Raw genomic sequence first — 3,067 nt, forward strand, 5'->3', positions numbered from 1 at the left:
GGCCGACCGCTCCAGCTGAGCCCCCACAGCCTGCCCCCGGCCGCCYCGCYCACGCGCACCAAGCAATCAAACAGACAGACGCAATCAAATGCCAACCGATCGCCTCGGCCAACTCACGCACCTGGTGATGACGCGCTTCACGTTGAAGGGCGGCACCGTCAAGCTCGATGAATCGGCGACCTTCACCGTGCAGATCAACCCGGCCGACTTCAAGCACACCACCGGCATCACCTACGACAAGAAGAAGACCCAAGGCGATCCCCAGGCCACCCCGAAGTTCGCCGCGGTCGGAGATGAACACGTCAGCTTCGCCCTCGTGCTCGACGGCACCGGCATCGTCCCGCCCGGCGCCAACGGCAAGCGCGAAGAAGTGCGCACGAAGATGAAGAAACTCAATGCGGTCGCCTTCCAGTACCTGCCCGACACCCAGGAACCGCCCCTCGTGCGCCTGCTGTGGGGCAGCCTGATCTTCTTCGGCCGGCTCGAATCGATGAACACGCAGTACACCCTCTTCAAGCCGAGCGGCGAACCGCTGCGCGCCCGCGTCGACCTGAGCTTCCTCGGCGCGATGAGCAAGGAGGAGGCCCAGCTCGTCTCCAACCGCAGCCCCGAGACCAGCGTCACGAGCGTCACCGTCGTCGACGGCGACACGCTGCCCCAGCTGTGCGCCGACCACTGCGGCAGCGCCGCCGCGGCCCCCGCGGTCGCGCGCACCAACAACCTGCCCAGCCTGATGGCCCTCACGCCCGGCACGACGCTGGCGATGGCGGCACGGCCCGCCTAGTCGGATCACCCCATGCCTGGCGTCTCCCCCCTCGACAACGCCGACGGCGTCGTGCGCCTGTCGCTCAGCTCCGACGGCACCGAACTCGACGCGACCATCGACGTCATCTCGATCTCGGTGCGCCGCGGCGTCAACAGCGTTCCCTCGGCCCGCATCGAACTGGCCGACGGCGACATGCCGAACCGCAAGTTCCCGCTCAGCGACGCCGCCCACTTCAAGCCCGGCGTGCTGCTGTCGATCAAGGCCGGCTACCAGTCGGCCCCCACCACCGTGATCTTCGAAGGCCTCGTCGTGCGCCACGGCCTGCAGGTGCGCGGCGACAACGACGCCCGCCTGATCGTCGAATGCCGCGACAAGGCCGTGCTGATGACCGTCGGCCGGCACAACGCCAACTTCATCGACCAGACCGACAGCGCCATCATCGAGACCCTGGCCGGCGACCACGGCCTGAGCATCGAGGCCGATGCCACCGAGCTCAGCCACACCGAGCTGGCCCAGCACTACTGCAGCGACTGGGACTTCATGCTGTCGCGCGCCGAGGTCAACGGCCTGCTCGTCATCGCCACCGACGGCAAGCTCGCCGTCAAGGCCCCTGCGGTCGATGCCGAGCCGGCGCTTTCGGTCACCTACGGCATCGACGTGATCGACTTCCAGGCCGACCTCGACGCGCGCAGCCAGCTCGCCAGCGCCCAGGCCTTCTCGTGGGACATCAAGGGCCAGGCCGCGCTCGAAGGCACCGCCAGCGCACCGGTCACGCTGCCGAAGCAGGGCGACATCGATTCCGCCACGCTGGCCCAGGTGATCGGCCTGCCCACCTGGCGGCTGCAGTCCGGCGCACCGCAGCCGCTGGCCGCACTCACCAGCTGGGCCAAGGCGCAGCAGCTGAAGGCCGGCCTCGCGCGGCTGCGCGGACGCATGAGCTTCCAGGGCTCGGCGCTCGCCACCGTCGGCGGCCTGATCGAGCTCGCCGGCGTCGGCACGCGCTTCAGCGGCAAGGTGTTCGTCACCGGCCTGCGCCACGAGATCGCCGACGGCAACTGGACCACCGAGGCCGAGTTCGGCCTCGCGCCCGACTGGTTCGTCGAACGCCCCGACGTGGTCGCGCCACCCGGCGCCGGCCTGCTGCCCGGCGTGCACGGCCTGCAGGTCGGCATCGTGATGAAGCTCGACGCCGACCCGGCCGGCGAACAGCGCGTGCAGGTCAAGCTGCCGATGCTGCAGGCCGCCACCGAAGGCATCTGGGCCCGGCTGCTGCAGTTCCACGCCAGCAATGCGTTCGGCGCGTTCTTCCTGCCCGAGGTCGGCGACGAGGTGGTGCTCGGCTACTTCGCCGACGACCCCTCGCACCCGGTCGTGCTCGGCAGCCTCTACAGCAGCAAGCAGGCCACGCCGTACCCGCTGGAGGCCGCCAACGACATCAAGGCCATCGTCACCCGCTGCCGCGCGAAGCTCGAGTTCAACGAGAAGGACAAGGTCATCACCGTCATCACGCCCGGCAACAACAAGATCGTGCTGAGCGACAAGGACAAATCCATCCTGCTGCAGGACCAGAACGGCAACAAGGTCGAACTCGCGCCCGGCGGCATCACGCTCGACAGCCCGGGCGACATCAAGATCACGGCCAAGGGAACGATCACGCTCGACGCGGTCGGCGCGATCTCCGTCACCTCCAAGGCCGACATCAAGCTCAGCGCCCTGAACATCGCCGCCGAAGCCCAGGTCGGCTTCACCGCGAAGGGCAACGCGAGCGCCGAGCTCTCGGCCGCCGGGCAGACGGTGGTCAAGGGCGCGATGGTGATGWTCAACTGACCTGCACGGAAGCACCGCCATGCCGCCCGCCGCCCGCCTCACCGACATGCACGTGTGCCCGATGGTCACGCCCGGCCTGCCGCCGATCCCGCACGTCGGCGGGCCGATCGTCGGCCCCGGCGTTCCGACGGTGCTGATCGGCAAGCTGCCGGCCGCGGTGCTCGGCGACAGCGCGGTCTGCGTCGGCCCGCCCGACACCATCATCCAGGGCTCGACCACGGTGCTGATCGCCAACAAGCCGGCGGCGCGCATCGGCGACCCGACGGCGCACGGCGGCAGCATCGCGATGGGCTGGCCCACGGTGCTGATCGGTGGATGACTCGACCATGGGCCTCGACAGCAACAAGCGCTTCCTCGGCACCGGCTGGGCCTTCCCGCCGGCCTTCGACGGCCGCACGCTGCATGCGCTGACGGAGTCGGAAGACCAGGACGTGCGCGAGCGCCTGCGCATCCTGCTGTCCACCGTACCCGGCG

The 3,067-nt window shown here is 69.3% G+C and carries 3 protein-coding genes; all 3 read left to right on the forward strand.

Annotation, left to right across the window (positions count from 1 at the left end):
* The first annotated feature begins 88 nt into the window (after positions 1-88).
* Genes AC1D1T_RS31380 through AC1D1T_RS31390 form a run of 3 tightly spaced genes read left to right on the forward strand, consistent with a single transcriptional unit; the run spans position 89 to position 2,912 of the window.
* Entirely contained in the window at positions 89-784 is a 696-nt protein-coding gene (locus AC1D1T_RS31380; protein ID WP_477993268.1) for a CIS tube protein, read from the forward strand.
* 12 nt (positions 785-796) lie between these two features.
* Positions 797-2,593, forward strand: a complete 1,797-nt coding sequence (vgrG, locus tag AC1D1T_RS31385) for a type VI secretion system tip protein VgrG (RefSeq protein WP_477993269.1) — start codon at positions 797-799, stop codon at positions 2,591-2,593.
* A 19-nt stretch (positions 2,594-2,612) separates the two neighbouring features.
* Positions 2,613-2,912: a PAAR domain-containing protein gene (locus tag AC1D1T_RS31390; protein ID WP_465113107.1), complete on the forward strand. Its 300-nt coding sequence runs from the start codon at positions 2,613-2,615 to the stop codon at positions 2,910-2,912.
* Positions 2,913-3,067: the final 155 nt, after the last annotated feature.

This window comes from Rhizobacter sp. P2_H3 (genome assembly GCF_056403355.1).